Below are 23053 nucleotides of genomic sequence, written 5' to 3'. Positions count from 1 at the left end.
CACCCGAGCAGGCGTCAGCAGATCGGCGACTATCTCTCTGGTAACTACCCTCTGTCTCGGTTGAGTCGATACTAGGCCTTTCAATTCGACCGGTTGCCTCGAGAATCCGCGGCTCAGCGCGCCGGATGAATTGTCCCACAACAGAATCGGTCTCGTAGCGCCCCACGATCTCGCCAATCCGCTCGGCGGGTGTCGTTGGTGAGCCGTTCGGCGTTGTGGTCATGTCGCAGTAGGTCAGAGCATCCGTCAGACGTTCGTCGTCAAGGATGGGGACTCGGACCCCAACCGCGCATCCAGCCCTCGTACCTCAGCCTCGAGGAGCGCGCAGGTGTGATTGGGGACCACGCGCACCACCTTTCGTCGGCCTGATGTTCGTCGCGAAGGAATCGAGCACCGCGCAACGGATGGAAGCCCGTAATCGCAAGGCGCGGTGCGTAACCCACATGGTGGAGAACGCGGATGCGACCAGCGGGTCGCGGTCGCAGTCGACCCTGTCGGCGAGCAGGGCTGCGGCATTCGCCACGCCCTGGGTATGTGCCCATCGCCGGGGCAGTCCCGCTGCCAATTCCGAGCACGTGATCTGCCATGCCCGTCGCGGCTCACGAACCACCATCGGTCCAGCGTATCGAGGCCGGATTCGCGTATGGACTTGTTCGGGGCGCGCCTGGTTGGGGTGAGTGTTTGGGATATGGGGGTGAGGGGTTTGGGCATGGGGGTGGGGTGGGGGTGCGGCTTAGGGTTGGGTTCATCAGCGGAAATAGCGCGTCTTGGAGCGTTCGGTAGTGGATGGGGTGTTTTTGTGGGTCTCGGGATTGGTGTCATTCTGCCGACTTCTACGGCGGATCCGGCGCGGCCGATTTTGGGGGATGTGCGGGCTAGTGCTCGGGCGGCGGAGCAGCTCGGGCTCGAATCTGTTTGGTCTACGGATCATTTGATCGCCAGTGCGCCGATGTTGGACAGCGCGGTGGTGCTGGCGACCGCGGCGGCGGTGACGGAGCGGATCACGGTGGGCTACAACGTGATGCTGCTCGCGTTGCGGTCGACGGCCTGGGCGGCGAAGCAGATCAGTAGTTTGCAGTATGTTTCGGGGGATCGGTTGCTGCTGGGGGTGGGGACGGGAAATCCGGCGCACGGTGATATCGGTTGGCGGGCGGCGGGTTTCGATTTCGCGGATCGTGGGCGACGCACCGATGCGGCGCTGCGGGTGTTGCCCGACCTGATCGCCGGCGCGCCTGCGGAGGTCAACGGTGTCGAGGCGAGATTGTCGCTGGGCGCGACTGTCCCACCGATCCTAGTGGCGGGCAACGGTTCTCGCGCTCGTCGCCGGGCGGCGGAGTTCGCCGACGGCTGGATCACCCTCCGGCCGAACCTCGCTGATCTCCCTGCTGAGATCTCGGAATTATCCGCTCTCGCAGCAGGATTCAACAGGCCCGCGCCGTCGGTCACCGTCGTGGCCCCGGATCTGCCCACCGATCTCACCGCCGCCGCGGAACACCTAGCCGCCCACGCGGCCGCCGGTGTCGAGCGAGTGATCCTCGCCCTGACCAGCCCGGACTGGCAGCGCGACTATGAGTTGGCCGCGAAACTCAGTGCGGCTCTGTGACATGGCGTGGGGTCCTCCGGGTATCGGCGGGTTGCCTCCTGCGCTCTGCGCCCGCGGGGGCCTTGTTCGTCCCGTTCCGTGGACCTAGGCCCCTGTGGTCAGCGATTTGAATGCGATTCGCCGTGAAATTCCCTGCGGCCCTGCCGGATACCGCGTGTGCGATTCGGATCTCGGTAGGCCGCCACCAGAGGTCCTGCCGCGCGGACTTGGTTGGTCGTCCTGTGGGGCGTATACCCATCGCGCCGGCGGGCCGACGCCTGCGACGTGATTACGATTCGCCGCGAAACTCCGTACCACCTCGACGCATGGCGTGATCTCCGGTTTCGCCGGGTTCCCGCCCCGAGCCTGCGCCTGCCGGTGCATCTGCGGGCCGACATGGAGTGAGTGGTCTTCATGTCAGCTGGCCTGCGCTGGCGAGGTGGTCACGGTTCGACGCGAAACCGACTGCGGCCCTGTGACATAGCGTCTGATGGGTCGCCTTCCGCAGTTCCCTACTCAGCGAATACATGGAATGAGTTGGCTCGCAGCGGATTGCGCTGGGCTGCGCTGCGTCGGCTGAGCAACGTTACGCGATCGATCCGGTGGTGGTTCAAGTACTGCTGTGCGCACCCGTGGGTGTTTCGGCGCGGCGAGTCAGCGGACAAGCGCTAGCTGTGACGATCGGGCCCCGGAACAACCACGCCGGTTACTACGGTCTGGAAACTTTCCGAACTGTCCCGGAGTGCTCGGCGGGGCTCGGCGGAGGGCGAAGAGCGTAGTGTTCGACCTTGTTTCGGCCGTCGAACCGGCCGAGTATTCGGGCGATCCGGCTCGCGCTGAGCAGGGCGAGCGTACTTCTGGCAACCGCTGTCAAGCCATCGATCGGGCCCGCGCGAGCGACGGAAACGAGCTGACTTCGGCGGCGCATCCGGCCGGTGGCACGGACCGTGACGGCACTCGCAGGGCGTCGATCATGCGCTTCTCGCCGACGGCGCGCTCGGCATACCGTCGTGGCACGCACCACCGTCCTTTACCAAAGGATTGATCAGGAAGGTCATCAGGAACCGGTCGGCGCGAGGACGAACAGTGCGAGATATGCGAGTATCCGCCGGGCTGACCAGGGCAAATCGGCCACCCACAGGCCGCTGAGCATGGCGGCGAGCATCATCAGCACGCCGTAGAACGGCGTCGATCACCCATGGGTCGGACGTACCCCTGCGGTGTCCCGCTCGCGACCCAGGTCCGAAAGAACGTGGCGTACATCACGTTCCGAGTTGCGTGCCGTTCGGGGAGGAGACGTGTCTTTACTACATGCGACGCGCCGAACCGGCGCTCAACGGCTCGATGGGACGGACTCTTGGAATCCGAATTCTTCACTTATCTCCCGGCGGCGGTTGTTGATGCGGACGGGAGTCTGGTCAACCGATTGAACGACACTGCCCTGCGCAGGCTGGCCCGGACCGCGGCCGGGCTGTCGGTAGAGGCGCAGCACTATCTGACGATGCTTGCGAACCAGCTCCGGGCCAGCGAGGGCCTGCCGGGGCTCGACGTCGTCGACGGGTGAATCGGGGGCGCGGGCGGGCGGTTCGGCGCGAACGCTCAGCGTTCGTTGCCGCTGGAATCGCCGTCGCGATGCTGGCGGGAGAGCCGCCAGAGGAATTCCGGATCGTCGTCCGGGCCGATGACGCGCTTGCGCGGTGAACGCGCGGGAGCGCTGGGCGGCGACCCGGCGGTTCTGTCCGGGCCGAACGCTTTCCAGCACAACACCGCGACTGCCACGACCGCGATGAGTGCCAACAGGTACGTCACGTCGCTCACCTCCTCTTTACGAGGGTAGTCCCGCGCGTAGCTCCCGCACACCGCAGACGTGAAATCACATACCACGGGTGGGCGCGGGCCCCGGCACGATGGGCCCGCGCGGCCCGAGTCAGCGCGAGGTCGCCTCGGTGGTGAGCGACTTGAGCAGCTGCATCACTTCTGATTCGCGGAACCGGCGATGCCCGCCCGGTGTGCGCAACGACCCGAGGCGACCGGCATGCGCCCAGCGCGTGACTGTCTTCGGATCGACGTGGAACATGGCAGCAACCTGCCCTGGCGTCAGCAGGGTGTCCTGGCCGCCGACGGTGATCGCACTCATAGCAAACCTCTCCGTTCTCGACAGTTCCCTCATCAGATGGCGACATCGTTGCACTGAAACCCCTAGGTACTCGAACCACCTACTGTTGGTAAAGGGGAAGTAATAGACAAAACGGATACGCTCTCGACCTCGGCGACCGGCGCGGCCCGAGGGCGGGCAACAGCTTCGCATAGGGTGATCGACGTGAGTGACGCAACTCCACCGGATGGTGTTCCAGGACAGCAAACCGCTGGCGCGGGTCGTCGGCTCGCCCGCAACCTCGGCCTGTACACGCTCGCGCGGCTGGCTCTGGTCGTGGTGATCACGGTGCTGATCGTGCTGGTGGCCCGGCTGGTGTCGGTAGACATCCCGCTGGTGGTCGCCGCCCTGTTCGCGCTGATCATCGCGATGCCGCTGTCGCTGATGCTGTTCAAGCGGCTGCGGGTGCGGGTCAACGAGGACATCGCGGTGGTGGACGAGCGTCGCCGCCACGACAAGGCCCAGCTGCGGGCCCGGTTGCGTGGTGAAGCGCCCGAGGATGGCCCCGGAGCCGCCTCGTGAAGGCCTGTGACCGCAGCACGCCGCGCGACTGGGTGGACAACGCGGTCCGGCTGATCGACGCCGACGCGCAGCGCAGTGCGGACACCCACCTGCTGCGCTACCCGCTGCCCGCCGAGTGGAACGTGCAGCTGTATCTGAAAGACGAATCCACGCATATCACCGGCAGTCTCAAGCATCGGCTGGCGCGTTCGCTGTTCCTGTACGCGATCTGCAACGGCTGGGTGCACGAGGGCACCACGGTGGTGGAGGCGTCGTCGGGTTCGACGGCGGTGAGCGAGGCGTATTTCGCGAAGCTGCTCGGTCTCGATTTCGTGGCGGTGATGCCGGCGAGCACGTCGCCGCAGAAGATCGCGCTGATCGAAGCGCAAGGCGGCCGTTGCCATTTCGTGCAGCGCCCGCCCGATATGTACACCGAGGCGGCCCGGCTGGCCGCCGAATGCGGTGGCCATTTCATGGATCAGTTCACCCATGCCGAGCGTGCCACCGACTGGCGCGGCAACAACAACATCGCCGAATCCATCTTCCAGCAAATGGCTTTGGAGTCACATCCGGTGCCGAACTGGGTGGTGGTCGGCGCGGGCACCGGCGGTACCAGCGCCACCATCGGGCGCTATATCCGATACCGCAGGCACGCAACGAAATTGGCGGTCGTCGATCCGGAGAACTCGGCGTTCTACGGTGGTTACGAGACCGGCGACGCGGGCTATCAGACCGGAATGCCTTCGCGCATCGAGGGAATCGGTCGCCCGCGGGTGGAGCCCTCGTTCGTCGGCCAGGTGGTGGATCGGATGATCGAGGTGCCCGACGCGGGCTCGATCGCGGCCGCCCGCTACGCCAGTCGGGTGCTCGGTCGCCGCGTCGGCGGTTCGACCGGCACCAACCTGTGGGGCGTGTTCGCGATCATCGCCGAGATGCTGGCCGCGGGGCGCGGCGGCAGCGTGGTCACCCTGCTGTGCGACGGCGGAGATCGTTATGCCGGAACGTATTTCGATGACGCGTGGGTCGAATCGCAGGGTCTGAGCCTGGCCGAGCCGACCGCGATTCTGGAGAAGTTCATCGCCACCGGCACCTGGACCGGCTGAACGCTCGACGCTACGAGGCCACCTGTACGCGGACCTGATGCCGCGCGCGGGTGGCCTTTGTCGTGGCTGTCGCGGGTTTCGCGGTCGGCGAACTGTCGTCAATTTTTGTTGACAGCAGCAGGGTTGTCAATCAAAATTGACGACATGACTGAGGCAACCACTCTGGCGGCGGCCGCGGGCAGCCCCGACCCCAAGGTCGGGTTGCGCGCGGTGCTCGCGCTGCGACGGCTGCTCGAACGGCTGGAGGCGATCCAGGTGGCCAACGCCCGCGAACAGGGCTGGTCCTGGCAGGCGATCGCCGAGGCGCTCGAGGTCAGCAAGCAGGCAGTCCACCAGAAGCACAATCGGAGAGGCAGGAACCCCTGATGTTCGAGCGGTTCAGCAGAGCGGCGCGGACGGCCGTCGTCATCGCCCAGGAAGACGCGCGCGAGTTGCGCTCGCCCACGATCGAGGTGCAGCATCTGCTGCTCGGCCTGCTCGCACAGGGTGAAGCGGACCTGCGCGGCGTGCTCGCCGCGGCCGGTCTGACCCACGCGGGCGTCATGCGGGCGCTGGCTGACAACGGGAAGAACGCGCCGCTTGGTGCCGACGACGCCGAGGCGCTGCGCTCGATCGGCATCGATCTCGACGCGGTGCGTGAGTCGCTGGAGGCGAACTTCGGCTCCGACGCGCTCGAGCGCGCGGTCCCCGAGGAACGGCGCGGGCTGTTCGGGCGCGGCCGGAATTCCGGGCACATCCCGTTCACCAGGGAGGCGAAGAAGGTCCTCGAACTCTCGCTGCGGGAAGCGTTGGCTCGCAAGGACAAATCCATCGAGTCCGGGCACGTGCTGCTCGGTATCCTGCGCGCCCCGAATCAGACGACCGAGCGACTGCTCGGTGGCTCCGGCTCGATCGACGAGCTGCGCTCGCAGGTGCACGCGCTGCTCGATCGCGCCGCCTGACGAGTGGACGGGTGTCACCCGGATGTTGCGGCGCGCACCGGCCACTTCGTGGCTGCTCGCCGCGCCCGGGTCGGCCGGAGATTCGCGTGTTGGGTCGACACATGTCCACCCACCCCACCCGCCTCAGGCCTAGCATGGGCGCATGCAGCTTCTGATTCGGTTGATCATCAACGCCGTGGCGATCTGGCTGGCCGCCGCCTGGGTCGACAAGATCGACATCATCAGCCCGGCCGAGAACGGCAACGTCGGCAAGGTGATCGTGCTCGTCGCCGTCGCCCTGGTCTTCACGGTGGTGAACGCGCTGGTCAAGCCGGTCGTGAAGCTGCTGTCGCTACCGCTGGTGATCGTCACGCTCGGACTGTTCCTGCTGGTGATCAACGCGCTCATGCTGTGGCTGACCGCGAAGATCACCGAGACCACCGACTACGGGCTGCGGGTCGACGGGTTCTGGGCCGCCGTGATCGGCGGCGTCATCGTCTCGGTGGTGAACTGGGTGCTCGGCATCCTGGTCCCCGACAACGACTGACCCGCCGCCGCGCGCGCTCAGCCGAAGCTGATGGCCAGCGCGGTCAGCACCGACCACGCGAGCATCGCCAGGCCGGAATCGCGCAGCGCCGGAATGAGTTCCAGTCCGCCCCTGCCCGCGCGCACCGGTGCGTTGGCGCGCACCGCGAGCGGGATGGCGAGCAGCCCGACCAGGGCCAGCGGGGTGCGCGCCACCAGCGCCAGCGTGCCGATGAACGGCACGGCGAGCAGGGCCAGCTGCAGGGTCCTGGTCCGGGGATCGCCGAGTTTGACCGCGAGGGTGACCTTTCCGGACTGCGAGTCGGTCGGGATATCGCGCAGATTGTTCGCGACCAGCACCGCACTGGAGAACGCGCCGACCGACACCGCGAGCACCGCGCCCACCCAGTCGATCCGTTCCGCCTGCACGAACTCGGTGCCGAGCACGCCGACCAGACCGAAGAACACGAACACCGCGACCTCACCGAAACCGCTGTACCCGTAGGGCTTGCTGCCGCCGGTGTAGAACCAGGCGCCCGCCAGGCAGGCCGCGCCGATCAGCAGCAGCCACCAGGCCGTGGTCACGGCCAGGATCAGACCGAGCACGGCGGCGATGCCCAGGCTCAGGATCGCGGCATTGCGCACCGCCGCGGCGGAGGCGAGTTTCTGCCCGACCAGCCGCACCGGGCCGACGCGGACGTCGTCGGTGCCGCGGATACCGTCGGAGTAGTCGTTGGCGAAGTTCACGCCGATGATCAGGGCCAGCGAGACCAGCAGCGCGAGAACGGCTTTCCACCACACCGCGCCGTCGAGCGAGGCTGCGGCGCCGGTGCCTGCCAGCACCGGGGCGATTGCGTTCGGCAGGGTGCGTGGACGCGCGCCCTCGATCCATTGCGCTGCAGTAGCCATTCCCGCAGCATAGTGTCGCGCTCGCGCTCAGGCCCTGCGCAGGCCGTGCTGTGCGGCCTACTCGCCCTTGCCCTCGGCGACCGCCTTCAGCCGCGCCAGGCCCTTCTCGAAGTCCTTGCCGACGAACTTGTCGGTGGGGAGGATCTTCGAGAGCACCTTCATCAGTCCCTGCTGCTGCCCGCTCATCCGCCAGACCACCTCGGTGGCACCGGATTCGGTCGGGTTCAGCTCGAACAGCACCTGGTTGGTTGCCGTCCACGGCTTGTGGAACTCCAGCCGGATCACGATCTCGCGCTCGGCGCTCGCGACGATCTCCATGCTGCCCGCGCCCGCCTTGCGGTTGCCGGTCCAGGCGTATTTGGCGCCGACGCCGGATTCGGCACCGGTGTAGGTGCGCTGCAATTGCGGATCGAGGTCCTCCCACGGCGACCACTTGGTCCACTCCCGCAGGTCGTCGATCAGCCCGTGAATGCGCGATGGCTCGGCCGAGATGACGGCCTGCCGGACCACTTCGAACTCAGCCATGCGCACAGCGTAGGTGAGTGACCACGGTGAACGAGGGAAAAACCAGGTCGGCTCGGTCAGTCCCGCTCGCATACGATGACCGCGGGATGTTGTCGGATCAAGGCGGCCCGCGTGGTCGCGGTCAAGCGTTGCGGGCGCCCGCAGGCGAGCCAGTCGTGGTGGCCCTGCTGGGCGAGATCGCGCTGCGCCGTGCCGGTGTGCTGACCACGTTGCCCGGCGCGCGATCGCGACTGCTGCTCGCGGCGCTGGCCCTGCGACCCGGCCGCAGCCGCAGCGCGCAGGCCCTCATCGACGACGTGTGGGGTGAGCAGCCGCCGCGCGCGCCGATGAACGCGCTGCACACCCAGGTGTCGCGGCTGCGCTCCGCGCTGCCGGACGGTGCGCTGGAGATCGGCCCGGCCGGCTACCGGCTCACCCTGCGCGCCGACGAGGTGGACCTGACCCGCAGCGCCGAGTTGCTGCGCCAGGCGCGCGAATGCCGCACCCGCGGCGATCACGCGGGCTGTCTGGACTCGATCGCCGCGGCCCGCGCGCTGTGGCGGGGCGAGCCGGGCGCCGATCTGGCGCCGGGCGAGGTGGCCGATGCCCTGCGCGCCGCGGCGGCGGGCAGGCTGACCGAATTGACCATGCTGGAACTCGCGGCCCGCGAGTCGGCGGGTGACATCGATGGCGCGCTGCGGCTCGCGCGGCACCGGGCGAGCGCCGAACCGCTGGACGAGTCGGCCCAACTCACGCTGATGCGACTGCTCGCGCGCGCGGGACACCAGAACGAGGCACTGGAGTCGTTCGCGACGTTCCGTGGCCGGCTCGTCGAGCAGCTCGGCGCGGATCCCGGTCCGGCACTGATCGAGCTGAATACCGCGATCCTGCGCGGAGAAGGGCTGGGCCGCAACGGCGTCGCCGCCGCGGACGTGCCGGTCGCCGCCGCGCCGAGCACCGACGCCGACCCGCCGGAACCCGCCCTGCCCGCGGCGATCGGCCTGCGCGCCGCGCCGAACGCGCTGCTCGGGCGGGCGGACGAGTTGGCCGAGCTGGACGCGTTGCGGCAGGTGTCGCGGGTGATCACGGTGCTCGGGCCCGGCGGCGTGGGCAAGACCCGCATCGCCAATGAACTCGGCGCCCGCGCCGCCGCCACCGACCGGGTGGTGCTGGTGGAGCTGGCCTCGGTGCGCGCCGACGGCGCCGACGCCAGGGTCGAGATCGAGGCCGCGATCAGCGCGACGCTCGGGCTGAGCGATGTCACGTACAACACCACGACCCTGCGGCAGCGCGTTGATGCCAGGCAGCGCCTGCGCGAGGCGATCGCGTCCCGGCCGATGCTGCTGATCCTCGACAACTGCGAGCATCTGATCGAGGACGTCGCGGTGGTGGTCGCCGACCTGATCGGGGTGGCGGATCGGCTGACCGTGCTGACCACGAGCCGGGCGCCGCTGATGATCACCGCGGAGACGGTGTATCCGTTGCCGCCCTTGGCCATCGCCGCCACCGGATCGCCCGCCACCGAGTTGTTCGCGGCGCGCGCCAGGGCGGTGCGACCGGGGGTTCGGCTCGATCTCGAGGTCGTCGCGCGGTTGTGCCACACGTTGGACGGACTGCCGCTGGCGATCGAGCTAGCGGCCGCGCGGGTGCGGGTGATGAGCGTCGAGGAGATCACCGCGCGGCTGGCCGATCGGTTCGCACTGCTGCGCCACGGTGACCGGAGTTCGCCGGAACGGCACCGCACCCTGCACGCGGTGATCGACTGGAGCTGGAACCTGCTCGACGCCGCGCAACAGGCCGCGCTGCGCCGATTGTGCCGATTCCCAGCGGGTTTCACGCTGTCGGCGGCCGAGGTGGTGGCTGCCGGGCCCGCGGTCGACGACGCGGCCGCGGCGGTGGACGGGCTGGTGAACCAGTCGCTGCTCACGGTGCTCGACGACGAGGTGCTCGGCACCCGCTATCGCATGCTGGAGACGGTACGTGAGTACGGCGCCGAGCAGCTGGCCGCCCAGCCCGGCGAGGCCGAGCTCGTTGCCGATCGAATGTTGCTGTGGGCCAGGACGTATGCGCTCGATGTCGCGGAGCACTATCGGGTGGGCGATCAGGTGCGGCTCGCGCTGTCGGTCGCTGCGGAACTGGACAATCTGCTCGCTGCCCTGCGCGTCGCGCTCGATCGGCGGGACGCGTACACCGCCTACATCGTCTTTCCAGTGGTGACCGCGCTGTGGATGCTGCGCGGTTCGCACGCGGAGGTGGTCGGCTGGGCCGCGCGGGTCGCCCAGCTCGAGCCGGCGGACAGCGGCCCGCAGGCGCCGCCGCCCGATCTGGTGCTCGCCAGCTACCAGACCATGTTCCTGCACCTGGCCTACAGCAACGGCGCCGCGCGCGAGCTGGCCACCCTGCGCCTGCGGGTGCGCCGAATGCTGCGCGGCGGTGCCGAACTCAGCCCGAGCAGCCGTTTCGTCGCCGGGATCGTGCTGTGTCGAGCCGACGGTCGCGGGCTGGCCCGGCTGATCGCGCACGCGGTCCGGTCGCCGGACGCCGAGACCAAGGGCAGCGCGCTGCTGTTGCGCGCGAACATGCGGGAGAACCTCGGCGACGTGCGCGGTTCGACCGTGGACGCGGTCCGCGCGCTCGACATCTTCGGCCACGACCACATCTGGAGCACCGCCATGGTCTGCAGGCACCTGGGCCAGGTGTACGGGCAGATCGCCGAATACGCGAAAGCCGAACCGTACTACCGTCGTTCGCTCGAGATGCTGCTGCGCCTCGGCGCCTTCGAGGACACCATCGAGACCCGCGCCGCGCTGGTGGGGGCGCTGCTCGGCGCGGGCAGGCAGGAGGCGGCCGAGCACGAGCTCGAGCTGGCGTTGCGCGCCTGCGATGTCGACAACAACCTGGTGGGCACCAACCGTCTGCTCGCCACGGTGATGCAGAGCGCGGCGGAGGTATCGCTCGGTCGCGGCGACATCGCCGAGGGGCTGCGTCGCTACGACCGGGCACTGGAGCTGTTCGGCTGGCCGTCCATGGACGTGGCCCCCGGCCCCGGTGTGCTGATGCTCGGTGCGGCGGCCCTGGCCGCGCGGGTGCTGCACGGCGCCTTCGACACCGCGGGGGAACTCGCCGATCAGCTGATCGAGCAGGGGCTCCTGGCGCTGCCGCAATACGCCGACCTGCCGCAGATCGGCGGCATCGCCTGTGCGGTCGGTTCGTATCTGATCGCCACGGAACAGGATCCGTCCCGCGGTGTCGATCTGCTCGCCCTGGCCCCGAATGTGTCCTGCCGCCAGGACTTTCCTTCGATGCTGTGGACAACACACGCGGCGGCGGCGCGGGAGCGGCTCGGCGCGCAACCGCTGGCGGACGCCCGCGCCGTGGCGCGGCGGCTACGGCGCCGGGATTCGGCCAACCGCATCATGGCCCTCCTGCGCGATCTGCACAAGGCGCCCTGACCGCGCGGCGGCATCGAACGCCGCGACGCCGGACGACCTGTGGCCGTCCGGCGTCGCGTTGTCCCGCAGCGGTTTCGGGCGCTCACGCCCGACGCATGTACGCCTTGACCGCGAGCGGAGCGAAGATGGCGATCACCGCGACCGCGCCGAGCAGCGACCAGGCCAGATTGGCGGTGTACTGGTTGCCGTTCATCAGCTCCCGGCAGGTGTTCACCATGTAGTAGACCGGGTTGGCGCGGTTGAGTCCCTGTAGCCAGCCCGGCATGGTGCTCACCATCGCGAACGCACCGGACATGAAGGTCAGCGGGAACATCACCATCATCGAGATGCCTTGCACGCCTGCGGCACTCTTACCGGTGACGCCGACCAGCGCCCAGATCCAGCTGACCGCGAACGAGCAGACGATGATCACCAGGGCGGCCGCGACGACGCCGACGAAGCCGCCGCCGGGCCGGTAGCCGAGGCAGAGCCCGACGAGCACGGTGAGCACCGTGGCGATGGTGTAGCGCACCATGTCGGCGACCAGCGCGCCTGCCAGCGCCGAGATCCGCGCGATCGGCAGGGATTTGAACCGATCGAAGACCCCCTTGTCCATGTCCTCGCGCAACTGGGTGCCGGTGACGACCGAGGTCAGGATCACCGTCTGGACCAGGATGCCGGGAATCAGGATGGGCAGGTAGTCGTGCACGTTCCCGCCGATCGCCCCACCGAAGATGAAGGCGAACAGCGCGGTGAACAGGATCGGCTGCACGGTCACGTCGAACAGCTGTTCCGGGTTGTGCTTGATCTTCAACAGGCCGCGGTGGGCCATCGTCAGCGAGGTCGACAGTGCTCGGCGCAGCCCGATGTGGTTGCTGACCTCGGGGATCGCGGCCGGTGCCGCATGGCGCCCCGGTGCGGGGGCGGTGAGCGTGGTCATGCCGCGCTCCTTTCGGTGTCGTCGTCGGCCGGGTGGCCGGTGATGGTGAGAAAGACCTCGTCGAGGCTCGGCTTGCTGACCGTGATCTCCTCGATCCCGATCTGCCACTCGCGCAAGCGGATCAGCAGATCGGCGGTCATGCCCGCGTCGCGCAGCGGTGCGGTGAGCCTGCCCGCCTCCGGCGTGATCGTGGCCTCCGCGCCGAGGAACTCGCCGACCACCCGGCAGGCCTGGTCGAGCTGTGCCCGATCGGTCAGCGTCAGATGCAGCGCGGAACCACCGACCGAGGCCTTGAGTTCGTCGGCGGTGCCGTCGGCGATCACCTTGCCGTGATCGATCACCGCGATCCGGTCGGCCAGTTGGTCCGCCTCGTCCAGGTACTGCGTGGTGAGCAGCACCGTGGCGCCGTCGCGGACCAATCTGCGGATGGTGTCCCACATCTGGGCGCGGGTGCGCGGGTCGAGGCCGGTGGTCGGCTCGTCGAGGAACAGCAGCGGCGGGGTGGCGATCAGGCTGGCCGCCAGATCCAAGCGCCGCCGCATACCGCCGGAGAAGTTCTTGAGCGGCTTGGTCGCGGCCTCGACGAGGTCGAACTCCTCGAGCAGTTCGACCGACTTGCGCCGGGCCTCGGTGCGGCTGAGGCCGAGCAGGCGGGAGAACAGGACGAGGTTCTCGGTGGCGGACAGATCCTCGTCGACCGAGGCGTACTGCCCGGTGACGCCGACCAGCGAGCGCACGGCCGTCGGCTCGGCGACCACGTCGTGGCCGAAGATGCGGGCGCTGCCGCCGTCGAGGCGCAGCAGGGTGGCGAGCATCTTGATGGTCGTGGTCTTGCCCGCGCCGTTCGGTCCGAGCACGCCGTACACCGAGCCCTGCGGCACCGCCAGGCTCACGCCGTCGACGGCCCGCTGTTCCCCGAACACCTTGACCAGCCCGTTCGCCTCCACGGCGAGTGCTGAAGTGGGTGTGAAAGAAGTCATGGGTGAGACTCTGCGGCCTGGCTCTTGCACCGCCCTTGCGTCGCGATGGCGCGACGACTCGCGCCTAGCGCGCCGAGTCGGTGAGCAACTGTTTGCGCAGCGTGTTGCGGTCCGGCTTGCCGGGGCCGCGCAGCGGGATCTCGTCGATGATGCCGAGCTCGCGCGGGGCGGCGATGGCGTCCAGTTCGGCCATCACGTGATCGCGCAGTTCGGTCAGGGTCGGCACCGCACCGGCCGCGGGCACCACGACGACGGCGACCCGCTGACCGAGCCGCTCGTCGGGCAGCCCCAGCACGACGCATTCACCGACCGCGGGGTGGGTCATCAGCACGGCCTCGACCACCTGCGGGATCACCAGCAGGCCACCGGTCATGATCGCCTCGTCGAGGCGGCCGGTGATGCGCAGCCTGCCGTCCTCGAAGACGCCCGCGTCCTCGGTACGGAACCAGCCGGGCTCGTCGAACGCGGGATGATCGGGCTGCCCGCGGTAGCCCGACGCGATCATCGCGCCGCCGAGCAGGACGCGACCGTCCTCGATGCGCACCTCGGTGCCGTCCAGCGGGATCCCGTCGTAGACGCAACCGCCGCAGGTCTCGCTCATGCCGTACGTGCGAACGACATTGATGCCCGCCGCTTTCGCGCGCTCGTACACCGGCAGCGGGGTCGCCGCGCCGCCGACCAGGACGCCGTCGAGCTCGGCGAGGGCGGCCGCGGCGCCCGGTGCGTCCAGAGCCTTGATCAGCTGGGTCGGCACCAGCGCGGTGTAGCGGCGCTCGCCGCGCATGCTCGACACCGCGCCTGCCAGCGCCTCCGGCAGGAAGCCGCCGGACACGTCGAGGATGGTGGGCTGGGTGCCCGCCAGAATGCTGCGCAACAGCACCTGGATGCCCGCGATGTGGTGGGTCGGCAGGGCGAGCAGCCAGCTGCCCGGTCCGCCGAGCCGATCGTGGGTGGCGGTGCCGCTGGCCCGCAGCGCGGCGGCACTGAGCATCGCGCCTTTGGGCACGCCTGTGGTGCCGGAGGTGGTCACCACCAGGGCGACGTCGTCATCGATCGTCTCGCCGGGGGAGAGGGCGTCGCTGAGCCGCCTGGCCTCCCTGCGGTCGCTGGTCGGGATCGGCAGCCACGCGGGCCCGTTGCCCTCCAATGCCTCTCGCAGGTGCGGCAGGATATCGCCCGCACCGGAGCCGGTGGGCATCGGCAAAGTCCGGAGAGTCCTCACGACCCCACCTCACCTGCCTCGACGACCCCCGGCACCCCGATGCCCGACCCCCTCGTGCCCAGAGGCGCTGTGCCCTTGGCCCGCTCACTGCGCTCGCTCACGGTAGGGATCGTGTCATGGCCGCGTCGCCGAACGCGGAACGGGTGGTCGGTTTGCCGGGGCGGCGCGAGACGTGTTCGGCCGCCCCCAAGAAATGGGGCTCAGGTTCGCCAGGCATGTGGGCTGCGATTCACTCGTCGGACGGGTTCACACGGCGGCCGGGCCAAACAACGGCGGTCGGGGGCCATCCGAGCGCTATCGTCCTCGCCGGGGCACGGCTTGGCAACTCGATGTGCCCATTTGGAACAAAGCGGACCCGCGATCAGTCGTCTGACCGGCGGGTATCTCTGCGTATCGGGTGATCGGCCGGCACCTCGACGAGCACGATCGGCACCCCGTCCGGGTCGCGCAGCCACATCTCGATCAGCCCCCACGGCTGCACGGCCGGGGACTTGTCGATCGCGATGCCTTTCAGCGCGAGCTCGGCCGCGGCGTCGGACACGTCACGCACCTGCAGCCAGAGCGCGCCCTGGAACGGTGCCGCACGACCCGAGCCGCCGTGCGCGGCCACCTCGACCAGCGACTGCCCGGCGAAGAAGACGGTGCCGCCCGGATACTCGCGGGCGATCGCGAGGCCGAGGCTGTCGCGGTAGAACGCGAGCGTGGTCTTGTAGTCCGTGGGGCGCAGCAGGATTCTGCTGTTGAGGATCTCCATGTCAGAAGTACCAGGGGTAGGGGGACCAGTCGGGCTTGCGCTTCTCCAGGAACGAGTCGCGGCCCTCGACGGCCTCGTCGGTCATGTACGCCATCCTGGTCGCCTCGCCCGCGAACAGCTGCTGGCCCACCAGCCCGTCGTCGAGCAGGTTGAACGCGTACTTCAGCATGCGTTGCGCCTGTGGCGATTTGCCGTTGATATCGGCGGTCCACTCCAGTGCGACGTCTTCGAGCTCGGCATGGTCGACCACCTTGTTCACCGCGCCCATCTGGTGCATCTCCTCGGCGGTGTACGGGCGGCCGAGGAAGAAGATCTCCCTGGCGAACTTCTGGCCGACCATCTTCGCGAGGTAGGCGCTGCCGTAGCCGCCGTCGAAGCTGCCGACATCGGCGTCGGTCTGCTTGAACCTGGCGTGCTCGCGACTGGCCAGGGTGAGGTCGCAGACCACGTGCAGGCTGTGCCCGCCGCCCGCGGCCCAGCCGTTCACCAGGGCGATGACCACCTTCGGCATGAAGCGGATGAGTCGCTGCACCTCGAGGATGTGCAACCGGCCCGCACGCGCCTGGTCCACCGTGTCCGCGGTGTCGCCGCTGGCGTACTGGTAGCCGTTGCGGCCGCGGATGCGCTGATCGCCGCCGGAGCAGAACGCCCAGCCGCCGTCCTTGGGGCTCGGCCCGTTGCCGGTGAGCAGCACGGCGCCGACATCCGGGGTCATCCGCGCGTGGTCGAGCGCCCGATAGAGTTCGTCGACCGTGTGCGGGCGAAACGCGTTGCGCACCTCGGGACGATCGAAGGCGATCCGCACGGTGCCCTGTTCGATGTGCCGGTGATAGGTGATGTCGGTCAGATTCTCGAACCCGGGGACGGGCCGCCACAACTTCGGATTGAACGTCACGCCAGTGATTATTGCCCTCGGGCCGCGACGGCCTACCGGCCAGCCGTGGCTTGACGGTGTAAAAAAGACGGTTATGGTGCAGGTATGGATAGAGCAGCACAGCGCGACTCGGGGAGCGGTAGCCGCGCGACGCGGGAGCGCGAGAAGCCGGTGATCGATCGCAGCGCGGTGGACGAGTCCCGTTACGCGAAGCACGGGGGATTTCCGAAGGTCTCGCGCGCGAAGATCGGGGCGGACTTCGGCCCGTTCGTCGAGGCGATGCGCACGCTGCAGGACCTCGCCGTTTCGGTGGACGCGCCGGATGAGGTGTTCGCCGCCGCACGCGCGAAGGCCGAAGAGCTCGTCGATTTGCTGGAGCCCTACCGGGCGCCGGAATTGCAGGGGCCCGCGGGCCGCGCGGTCGAATTGCCGGGGCGCGGCAGCCTTTTGCTGCTGCCGTGGCGGGTGCTCGAGGCGGGCCCGGACGGGATTCGGATGGCGGGGGAGTTCCGGCGGTTTCATCTCGGCGGCAACGGCGCGGCACACGGTGGCGTGCTGCCGCTGCTGTTCGACGATCTGCTCGGCATGATCGTGCACTACGCCGGACGCCCGATCAGCCGCACCGCGTATCTGCATGTGAATTATCGCAAGATCACCCCGTTGCAGACGCCGCTGACGGTGCGCGGGCGGGTGGATCGGATCGAGGGGCGCAAGACGTTCATCACCGCCGAATTGCTCGATGAGCAGGGCAATGTGCTCGCCGACTGCGAAGGGTTGATGGTGCAATTACTGCCGTGGCAGCCATGAGCGACCGCCCGGTCTGTATTTGCCGTGGCGCAGAGCACGTTTGGGACGCGCGTCGTTAGCGGGTGAGTGCCGCGACCAGCCGCGCGACGGTGCGTATAGTTGCGGTCGCTCGTTCATCGAAACCTATTCCGGAGGAACCTGAAAGTGGTTGCAGCACTGTCTGAATCCCTGCTCGACGACGCCAAGCGCCCGGCTTTTCTTGCCGATGCCGTCGAGGTTCTTGATGCCGAGGTCTCGGACAAGGGTGGTGCGTCCGGCCTGGCTGTGAAGGGTGGCTACGCGGCGGTCAAGAAGATCAGCCCGTCGATCGTGCCTGATGCGCTGGAGTCGTTGGCGCCCAAACTCGTTGCCCAGCTCGAGCCGTTCTGGCAGGAGTACGCCGCGTCCGGCACGGGCAAGTTCGGTGATCTGCTCGTCGCCAAGTCGGACGAGGTCGCCGAGGCCCTGCTGGCCGTCACCGACGCGCGTGCCGATGCTTCCACCCGGCCCGCGCTGAAGAAGGTCTACTCGTCGATGCGTTCCTCGGCCAAGAAGAACGTCATCGAGGCACTGCCCCGGGTCGGCGACCTGGTGCAGAAGCACGCCAACTGAATCTGGCGTACCGGATCAGCCCGCTGATCGCACCCGCGCCGTGCACGTCGGACGCGTCGCACATCGAACGGCCGTCCGCGGCCGCGCTTTTCGATGTGCGGCGCGTTCTGCTCGTGCGGGCCGATCCGAACGCGGGGCCGATCGGCGCCCTGCGATCTCGGCGACACCGCTGGGTGTCGTCCAGGCGAAGGAGCGCGGTGTGACCAGGGCGACGCAGACGGCCGGCGCACTGTCTGAGAGGCTGGAGGCGTGAACCCGTCTACAGCACAAGCGCAGGTCGTCGTGGACGAACTCGCGCGCGGGGGTGTACGGGATGTCGTCCTGTGCCCCGGATCGCGCAACGCGCCGCTGGCCTTCGCGCTGCAGGCCGCCGACGCCGCCGGTCGGCTGCGGTTGCACATGCGCATCGACGAGCGGACGGCGGGCTTTCTCGCCATCGGCCTCTCGGTCGCCAGTCGGCTGCCCGTGCCCGTCGTGATGACCTCGGGCACCGCCGTCGCGAATCTCGGCCCCGCCGTGCTCGAGGCCAACTACGCCCGCATCCCGCTGGTGGTGCTCAGCGCGAACCGGCCCTACGAGATGCTCGGCTCCGGCGCGAATCAGACCGTCGAGCAGTTCGGTCTGTTCGGTAGCCAGGTCCGCGCCGCGATCAGCCTCGGCCTCGCCGAGCAGGAGCCCGCGACCGCGGAGTGTGCTGAGTACGGGCACCAGAACAGCCAGTGGCGCTCGGCCGTGTGCCGGGTGCTCGCCGCCGCGCGCGGCACCCGCTCGGGCAACGCGGGCCCGGTGCACTTCGACATTCCGCTGCGCGAGCCGCTGGTCCCCGACCTCGCCCCCGGCGAGCAGCCCCCGGCCGGGCGCGACGCCGACGAAGCCTGGACCAAGACGCAGTACGCCACCCTCGACGTGCCGCTCGATCTCGACCTGACCCCGGACACCGTCGTCATCTCCGGACACGGCGCCGGCCTGCGGCCGGAACTGGCCGCGCTGCCCACGGTCGCCGAGCCCACCGCGCCGATGCACGGGCCCGCGCTGCACCCGCTGGCGCTGCCGCTGCTGCGGCCGCGCCAGGCGATCATCACCGGGCGCCCGACTCTGCACCGGCAGGTCTCCAAGGTCCTCGCCGATCCTGCGGTTCGGGTCTACGCGCTCACCACCGGCCCGCGCTGGCCCGATGTCTCGGGCAACGTGCTCGGCACCGGGACGCGCGCGGTGACGTCCGGAGCGCCGCGCCCGCAGTGGCTGGACTACTGCCGCGAACTCGACGAGAAGGCGAATCAGGCGGTGCGCGCCGAACTCGGCAGCCATCCGAAGCCGACGGGTCTGCACGTGGCCGCCGTGGTGATGAACGCGCTGCGCGAGGGCGATCAGCTGGTGCTCGGTGCGTCCAACCCGGTGCGCGACGCCGCGCTGGTCTCGCACCCGCGTCCCGGCATCAAGGTGCTGTCGAACCGGGGTGTCGCGGGCATCGACGGCACAGTGTCCACCGCCGTCGGCGCGGCACTGCACCACGAGGGCAGGACCATCGCGCTCATCGGCGACCTGACCTTCCTGCACGACGCCTCCGGCCTGCTGATCGGGCCCGGTGAGCCGCGTCCCGCCGACCTGACCATCGTGGTCGCCAACGACGACGGCGGCGGCATCTTCGAACTGCTCGAGCAGGGCGATCCGCAGTACGCGGGCGTGTTCGAGCGGGTCTTCGGCACCCCGCACGGGATGGACCTGGCCGCGCTGTGCGCCGCGTATCGCATTCCGCATCGGCAGGTCGATCCGGAGCAGCTGGCCGTCGAGCTCGCGGGGCACGCGCACGGCACGCGGGTGCTCGAGGTGGCCACCGAGCGATCCAGCCTGCGTGAGCTGCACGCGGCGGTGCGCGCCGGGATCTGCCCCTGAACCGAGCCCTGACCGAGCCGGGTGCTGGTTCTGACCTCGAGCCTTGTCCATGCTTCGGTGCCGGCCCTGGACGGAGCCGATGGGCCGCACCGGTATTCGGCTGGGCCGAGCGGTCAGGCGAGGTCGGGCTCGTCGTCGAACGGCACCGGGATCGACTGCTCGACCACGTCCGCCGGATCGGCGTTCCATCGGTCGGGGCCTGCCTTCTCGGCCAGCTCGGCGGCGATCGTGCCGTCGGGGTCCGGTCCGTCCTCCGGGTAGCCGAGCTCGTCCGGGTAGGCGGGCGTGGACTGCTCCGCGAGATCGGCTTCCGGCACCGGATCGTTGTCGCGGATGGTGCGATCGGTCATCGTGCGCTCCTCTCGGCGTAGGCCTCGCGTGTCGGCATACCCGTGCGGGTAGCGCGCAATCGAGGCGGGAGTCGTTCCGGCACTGTCGAGGATGCGCCTGGCCCCGCGGGTGAGCAACCCGCGTGCGGCCCGTGTCGCGGGATCATTCGTCGGCGCGCGCTCCGTTCCCGTCGGCCGGATATTCGACCAGCGCCAGCGTGCGGCCCGCCATGAATCGCGCGGTGCGCACCGGATTCCCGGTGCGCGTCACCTCGCTGACTTCGACGACGCCGCGTGCGATCCGCACCTCGACCCGCCGCCCCGCGCGAGTCGCGGCTACTTCATAACTGCGAGACCCGTCGCCGACGTCGACGACTATCTCGACTCGATCACCCTTCATCTACCAATTCTCCGCTTTTCCAGCGGTTTTCGCGGTCACGAGTTGGTCGCGAGGGTCGCTTGCGGCGGCGCGGTGAGACCGCTTCGAGACCGTGCCGAACCGTCGAGCGGGCGTGTGATCGGCGCGGGCCGATGAGTTCCGCGGGGTCGGTTCGTCTGCATAGCTGAGACCCGCTCATCCCAGGAGTGCCCATGAACCAGCAATTCGATTTCGAACCGGCCGCCACCGCGCTCGCCACCGTGGTCGGCCGGATCACCGACGACCAGCTCGCGGCCGCGACGCCGTGCGCCGACACCACCGTGCGCGAATTGCTCGCCCACGTCGTGGATTTGACCGAGGCGTTTCGGCAGGCGGCGACGAAGGAGGCGGTCGGTGGATCGGTGGCTCCGGTCATCGCACCCGAGAACGCGCTGCCCGACGACTGGCGGGCACTGATCGGCGCGCAGCTGACGGCCTTGGTCGGCGCGTGGCGGGAGCCGGGCGCGTGGGACGGCGACACCGAGGCGGGCGGGGTGTGCGAGCCCGCGCCGGTGATGGCGATGATCGCGCTGGACGAACTGGTAGTGCACGGGTGGGATCTGGCCGAGGCGACGGGCCAGTCGTTCGACGCGACCGAGACCGATCTGGCCATCCTGCTCGACCTGCTGCGCGAGGTCCCCGCCGAGGGCACGCCCGGCATGTTCGGTCCGGTGGTCCCGGTACCCGCGCAGGCCCCGGCGCTGGAGCGGGTGCTCGCGCGCACCGGCCGCAGCCTTGACTGGGCCGCCGCGCCGACCGCGTCGGCCCTGCGCGGCTAGCGCCCCGTCCAAGAACTTCGGCACGTTTCTCGACGCACCGACCTTCCTGGACGGGGCGCTAGTTCGGCAGCGGCACGAAAACCCCTGCGGCGGTGGCGGTTACCGCGGCGCGGGCGGCCGCGTCCGCGGCGGCCTCGTCGATCGGGTCGCCGCTGGCGAGCAGACGGTAGTAGAGCGGCGCGGAGACCGCCGACAGGACGGCCCGCGCGTCGGTGCCCGTCGGCGCCTCGCCGCGTTCGATCGCCCGCTCGACGCACGGCGCCCATTCGGTGAGCCGCGCATCGTAGAACCGGCGCAACGCGGCGGCGGCCGCCTCGTCGCAGGTGCCCGCCGCGATGACGGCCTGGAAGAGCTTGCCCTGGCGCGGATCGGTCAAGGTCCGGGCGACCAGGCGGGCATTGGCGGTGAGGTCGCCGAGCAGTGAGCCGGTGTCGGTGTGGCCGACGGACTGCTCGGCCATGTCGACGAGCAGATCGGTGATCAGGCCGGTCGGGTTGCGCCAGCGGCGGTAGACCGTGGTCTTGCCGACCTCGGCGGCCGCCGCGACCTCGGTCAGATCCAGCTCGCCGAATCCGCGCTCGGCGAGCAGATCGCCGGCGACGCGCAGCACCGATTCGCGCACGCGAGCGGTGCGTCCACCTGGGCGAATCGAGCCGGGCGTGGCTTCGGCGCCAGTCATAACGGAACTCCAGTTTCATTTGTAGGCGAGCGAGGGTACTGTTCGAGGCGTTAACGAAACTATAGACCCTTTAGGAGGGCGGTCCGGTGAATGCTCAGACAGTAGGCGCGCAGATGGAGTACCGGCGGCTGGGCGCGTCGGGCCTGTACGTTCCGGCGCTGAGTTTCGGCGCGGGCACCTTCGGCGGACGCGGCGAGCTGTTCAGCGCCTGGGGCGACACCGATGCCGCGCAGGCCCGGCGGCTGGTGGACATCAGCCTGGAGGCGGGCGTCACCATGTTCGACACCGCCGACGTGTACTCCGACGGCGCCTCGGAGGAGGTGCTCGGCGCGGCCATCAGGGGCAGGCGCGAGCAGGTGCTCATCTCCACCAAGGCCTCGCTGCCGACCGGTCCGGGCCCCGGGCAGGCCGGGTCGGGCCGGGCGCGGCTGGTCGGGGCGGTCGAGGCGGCGCTGCGCCGGCTCGGCACCGACTACCTCGACCTGTTCCAGCTGCACGCCTTTGACGCGGGCACCCCGGTCGAGGAGGTCGTCGCGGCACTGGACGATCTGGTGCGGGCGGGCAAGATCCGCTACGTCGGCGCCTCCAACTTCGCGGGCTGGCAACTGATGAAGTCACTGGCCGCGGCGGACCGCAACGGCCACACCCGCTACGTCGCGCACCAGGTCTACTACTCGCTGGTGGGCCGCGATTACGAGTGGGAACTGATGCCGCTCGGCCAGGATCAGGGCGTCGGCGCGGTGGTCTGGAGCCCGCTCGGCTGGGGCAGGCTGACCGGCAAGATCCGGCGGGGCCTGCCGCTGCCCGACGGCAGCCGGCTGCACCAGACCGCGGCCGCGGGCCCGCCGGTGGACGACGAGAAGCTCTACGACGTCGTCGACGTGCTCGACGAGCTGGCCGCCGAGACCGGCAAGACCATCCCGCAGATCGCGCTGAACTGGCTGCTGCGCAGGCCCACCGTGGCCACGGTCATCGTCGGCGCCCGCAATGAGGAACAGCTGCGACAGAACCTGGGCGCCATCGGCTGGGAGCTGGACGCCGAGCAGGTGGCCCGGCTCGACAAGGCCAGCGCCACCACACCGCCGTACCCGTACTACCCGTACCACCGCCTCGGCGACTTCACCCGCCTGAATCCGCCGCTGGTCTGATCGCGCTGG

At 69.3% G+C, this 23053-nt stretch carries 25 protein-coding genes; 13 read left to right on the top strand and 12 right to left on the bottom strand.

All coding sequences use genetic code 11. The features are described from left to right. Positions 1–799 precede the first annotated feature (799 nt). A complete protein-coding gene (locus F5X71_RS32810; protein ID WP_167466919.1) occupies positions 800–1603 on the top strand; it encodes an LLM class flavin-dependent oxidoreductase in 804 nt (267 codons plus the stop codon). 1405 nt (positions 1604–3008) lie between these two features. Next, entirely contained in the window at positions 3009–3146 is a 138-nt protein-coding gene (locus F5X71_RS32805; RefSeq protein ID WP_167465467.1) for a hypothetical protein, read from the top strand. A 35-nt stretch (positions 3147–3181) separates the two neighbouring features. Here F5X71_RS32805 and F5X71_RS32800 read toward each other — a convergent pair whose 3' ends face one another. Further along, the gene (locus F5X71_RS32800) at positions 3182–3391 is read right to left on the bottom strand and encodes a hypothetical protein (protein ID WP_167465466.1); all 210 of its coding nucleotides are present in this window, start codon (positions 3389–3391) and stop codon (positions 3182–3184) included. A 118-nt stretch (positions 3392–3509) separates the two neighbouring features. Beyond that, positions 3510–3719 (bottom strand): BldC family transcriptional regulator, encoded by a 210-nt coding sequence (locus F5X71_RS32795; protein WP_014988539.1) that lies wholly within the window; start codon positions 3717–3719, stop codon positions 3510–3512. 183 nt (positions 3720–3902) lie between these two features. Here F5X71_RS32795 and F5X71_RS32790 point away from each other — a divergent pair, with 183 nt between their 5' ends. From F5X71_RS32790 to F5X71_RS32770, 5 genes are all read left to right on the top strand, one after another. Beyond that, positions 3903–4259: a DUF4229 domain-containing protein gene (locus F5X71_RS32790; RefSeq protein ID WP_167465465.1), complete on the top strand. Its 357-nt coding sequence runs from the start codon at positions 3903–3905 to the stop codon at positions 4257–4259. Beyond that, positions 4256–5341: a PLP-dependent cysteine synthase family protein gene (locus tag F5X71_RS32785; protein ID WP_167465464.1), complete on the top strand. Its 1086-nt coding sequence runs from the start codon at positions 4256–4258 to the stop codon at positions 5339–5341. Before F5X71_RS32790 ends, F5X71_RS32785 begins: the two co-directional genes overlap by 4 nt. Positions 5342–5485: 144 nt before the next feature. Then, complete coding sequence (locus tag F5X71_RS32780) at positions 5486–5707, top strand: helix-turn-helix domain-containing protein (protein WP_167465463.1); 222 nt, start codon at positions 5486–5488, stop codon at positions 5705–5707. After that, positions 5707–6282: a Clp protease N-terminal domain-containing protein gene (locus F5X71_RS32775; RefSeq protein WP_167465462.1), complete on the top strand. Its 576-nt coding sequence runs from the start codon at positions 5707–5709 to the stop codon at positions 6280–6282. Before F5X71_RS32780 ends, F5X71_RS32775 begins: the two co-directional genes overlap by 1 nt. Positions 6283–6424: 142 nt before the next feature. Beyond that, the gene (locus tag F5X71_RS32770; RefSeq protein WP_167465461.1) at positions 6425–6808 is read left to right on the top strand and encodes a phage holin family protein; all 384 of its coding nucleotides are present in this window, start codon (positions 6425–6427) and stop codon (positions 6806–6808) included. A gap of 17 nt (positions 6809–6825) precedes the next feature. On the opposite strand, the gene F5X71_RS32765 is transcribed toward F5X71_RS32770, so the two are convergent. Both F5X71_RS32765 and F5X71_RS32760 read right to left on the bottom strand, forming a co-directional pair. Further along, on the bottom strand, positions 6826–7695 hold the full coding sequence (locus tag F5X71_RS32765; RefSeq protein ID WP_167465460.1) for a 1,4-dihydroxy-2-naphthoate polyprenyltransferase: 870 nt from the start codon (positions 7693–7695) through the stop codon (positions 6826–6828). A 57-nt stretch (positions 7696–7752) separates the two neighbouring features. Beyond that, a complete protein-coding gene (locus F5X71_RS32760; protein ID WP_167465459.1) occupies positions 7753–8220 on the bottom strand; it encodes an SRPBCC family protein in 468 nt (155 codons plus the stop codon). Positions 8221–8306: 86 nt separating this feature from the next. Here F5X71_RS32760 and F5X71_RS32755 point away from each other — a divergent pair, with 86 nt between their 5' ends. Then, positions 8307–11651, top strand: coding sequence for an AfsR/SARP family transcriptional regulator (locus tag F5X71_RS32755; RefSeq protein WP_167465458.1), 3345 nt, complete (start codon positions 8307–8309; stop codon positions 11649–11651). 82 nt (positions 11652–11733) lie between these two features. Here the strand turns inward: F5X71_RS32755 and F5X71_RS32750 are convergent, their stop codons facing one another. The 5 genes from F5X71_RS32750 to F5X71_RS32730 form a co-directional block, all read right to left on the bottom strand. After that, positions 11734–12570, bottom strand: coding sequence for an ABC transporter permease (locus tag F5X71_RS32750; RefSeq protein ID WP_167465457.1), 837 nt, complete (start codon positions 12568–12570; stop codon positions 11734–11736). Further along, positions 12567–13550 (bottom strand): ATP-binding cassette domain-containing protein, encoded by a 984-nt coding sequence (locus tag F5X71_RS32745; protein ID WP_167465456.1) that lies wholly within the window; start codon positions 13548–13550, stop codon positions 12567–12569. Before F5X71_RS32745 ends, F5X71_RS32750 begins: the two co-directional genes overlap by 4 nt. A gap of 64 nt (positions 13551–13614) precedes the next feature. Further along, complete coding sequence (gene menE / locus F5X71_RS32740; RefSeq protein ID WP_428981513.1) at positions 13615–14748, bottom strand: o-succinylbenzoate--CoA ligase; 1134 nt, start codon at positions 14746–14748, stop codon at positions 13615–13617. A 385-nt stretch (positions 14749–15133) separates the two neighbouring features. Continuing rightward, the gene (locus tag F5X71_RS32735; protein ID WP_167465454.1) at positions 15134–15526 is read right to left on the bottom strand and encodes a VOC family protein; all 393 of its coding nucleotides are present in this window, start codon (positions 15524–15526) and stop codon (positions 15134–15136) included. Position 15527: 1 nt separating this feature from the next. After that, positions 15528–16421: a 1,4-dihydroxy-2-naphthoyl-CoA synthase gene (locus F5X71_RS32730; protein WP_167465453.1), complete on the bottom strand. Its 894-nt coding sequence runs from the start codon at positions 16419–16421 to the stop codon at positions 15528–15530. Between the two features lie 84 nt (positions 16422–16505). Between F5X71_RS32730 and F5X71_RS32725 the strand changes: the two genes are divergently transcribed. The 3 genes from F5X71_RS32725 (at position 16506) to menD (ending at position 19691) form a co-directional block, all read left to right on the top strand. Further along, a complete protein-coding gene (locus tag F5X71_RS32725) occupies positions 16506–17207 on the top strand; it encodes a PaaI family thioesterase (protein WP_238815592.1) in 702 nt (233 codons plus the stop codon). Positions 17208–17351: 144 nt separating this feature from the next. After that, positions 17352–17798, top strand: coding sequence for a DUF6918 family protein (locus F5X71_RS32720; RefSeq protein WP_167465452.1), 447 nt, complete (start codon positions 17352–17354; stop codon positions 17796–17798). 249 nt (positions 17799–18047) lie between these two features. Then, positions 18048–19691 (top strand): 2-succinyl-5-enolpyruvyl-6-hydroxy-3-cyclohexene-1-carboxylic-acid synthase, encoded by a 1644-nt coding sequence (gene menD, locus F5X71_RS32715; protein ID WP_167465451.1) that lies wholly within the window; start codon positions 18048–18050, stop codon positions 19689–19691. Positions 19692–19804: 113 nt separating this feature from the next. Here the strand turns inward: menD and F5X71_RS32710 are convergent, their stop codons facing one another. Both F5X71_RS32710 and F5X71_RS32705 read right to left on the bottom strand, forming a co-directional pair. Then, positions 19805–20041, bottom strand: a complete 237-nt coding sequence (locus F5X71_RS32710) for a hypothetical protein (RefSeq protein ID WP_167465450.1) — start codon at positions 20039–20041, stop codon at positions 19805–19807. 142 nt (positions 20042–20183) lie between these two features. Then, the gene (locus F5X71_RS32705; RefSeq protein WP_167465449.1) at positions 20184–20420 is read right to left on the bottom strand and encodes a hypothetical protein; all 237 of its coding nucleotides are present in this window, start codon (positions 20418–20420) and stop codon (positions 20184–20186) included. Positions 20421–20611: 191 nt separating this feature from the next. Between F5X71_RS32705 and F5X71_RS32700 the strand changes: the two genes are divergently transcribed. Beyond that, positions 20612–21217 carry a TIGR03086 family metal-binding protein gene (locus tag F5X71_RS32700; protein WP_167465448.1) on the top strand — a complete coding sequence of 202 codons (606 nt, stop codon included), beginning with the start codon at positions 20612–20614 and terminating at the stop codon, positions 21215–21217. 58 nt (positions 21218–21275) lie between these two features. On the opposite strand, the gene F5X71_RS32695 is transcribed toward F5X71_RS32700, so the two are convergent. Next, positions 21276–21896, bottom strand: a complete 621-nt coding sequence (locus tag F5X71_RS32695; protein ID WP_167465447.1) for a TetR/AcrR family transcriptional regulator — start codon at positions 21894–21896, stop codon at positions 21276–21278. Positions 21897–22009: 113 nt separating this feature from the next. Here F5X71_RS32695 and F5X71_RS32690 point away from each other — a divergent pair, with 113 nt between their 5' ends. After that, positions 22010–23044: an aldo/keto reductase gene (locus F5X71_RS32690; RefSeq protein ID WP_167466917.1), complete on the top strand. Its 1035-nt coding sequence runs from the start codon at positions 22010–22012 to the stop codon at positions 23042–23044. Positions 23045–23053 lie beyond the last annotated feature (9 nt).

This window comes from Nocardia brasiliensis (assembly GCF_011801125.1).
Taxonomy (GTDB): Bacteria; Actinomycetota; Actinomycetes; order Mycobacteriales; family Mycobacteriaceae; genus Nocardia; species Nocardia brasiliensis_C.
The sequence above is the reverse complement of the archived record's forward strand: the minus strand, read 5'-3'. Positions and strand labels throughout refer to the sequence as shown.